This is a genomic window from Anaeromassilibacillus sp. An250, assembly GCF_002159845.1.
In the GTDB taxonomy this organism is placed as follows: Bacteria; Bacillota; Clostridia; order Oscillospirales; family Acutalibacteraceae; genus Anaeromassilibacillus; species Anaeromassilibacillus stercoravium.
The window spans coordinates 1-860 of sequence record NZ_NFJK01000065.1 but is presented as its reverse complement, the minus strand read 5'-3'; the positions used below and the strand labels follow the sequence as shown (position 1 = coordinate 860).

Genomic DNA, 860 nt, shown 5'->3' with positions numbered 1-860 from the left:
GGATATGCGAGCCGACAATATCGGCTGCCTGTTCTGGGGCGGCGTGGGAACCGGGAAAAGCTACCTTGCGGGCTGTATCGCAAACGCCCTCATGGAGAAAGAAATCCCCGTCCACATGACGAACTTTGCCCTTATCCTCAACGACCTTGCCGCCAGCTTTGAGAACCGCAACGAGTACATTTCCCGCCTTTGCCGCTATCCGCTGCTTATCCTTGACGACTTCGGCATGGAGCGCGGCACCGAGTATGGATTGGAACAGGTTTTCAATGTGATTGACAGCCGTTACCGTAGCGGCAAGCCGCTGATCGTCACGACCAACCTCACGCTGGACGACCTGCGGAACCCGGAGGACACCGCCCATTCCCGGATTTATGACCGCCTGCTTTCCATGTGCGTCCCGGTACGCTTTACCGGCGACAACTTCCGGCAGGAAACCGCGCAGCGGAAAATGGAGAGCATGAAGAAACTGATTACCGACTGAAAGGAGTATTGCCTATGGCAGATAACAAGCAGCCCGACACCCGCACCACCCGCCGCCCCGACTGCGTGACGGAAATCCGCATGGGCAATTCCGTCCTTGTCGTGTCCGGCTATTTCAAGAAAGACACCACGACCACCGCCGCCGACAAAATGGCGCGGGTACTGGAAGCGGAAGCCGCTGCTACACAAAAATCGGCAATTTGACAAATCATAAAGAAGCTGATTTTACACTTTTGCCGCTATACAGCCCGCCCTATTCCGTGGTACAATGAAACCACGGAATAGTGGGGCTGGCTGTCGGAAACGGAGGATTTTATGTTAAGACAAGCCACCCAAAACCTCATTACCGCCCTTTATCCGAGATTGTCCCATGAGGACGA

2 protein-coding genes are annotated in these 860 nt (G+C 55.1%); both read left to right on the top strand.

Translation table 11 applies throughout. The annotated features are described in order from the left end of the window. Positions 1-481, top strand: a 481-nt coding sequence (locus tag B5F54_RS17155) for an ATP-binding protein (RefSeq protein ID WP_172749788.1), incomplete at its 5' end; no start/stop codon positions are given. Positions 482-495: 14 nt separating this feature from the next. Further along, complete coding sequence (locus B5F54_RS17150) at positions 496-684, top strand: transposon-encoded TnpW family protein (protein ID WP_087235333.1); 189 nt, start codon at positions 496-498, stop codon at positions 682-684. Positions 685-860 lie beyond the last annotated feature (176 nt).

What these genes read in the sequence shown, in the direction of transcription:
- B5F54_RS17150 (WP_087235333.1), top strand. Translation starts at nt 496, where the DNA reads ATGGCAGATAACAAGCAGCCCGACACCCGCACCACCCGCCGCCCCGAC.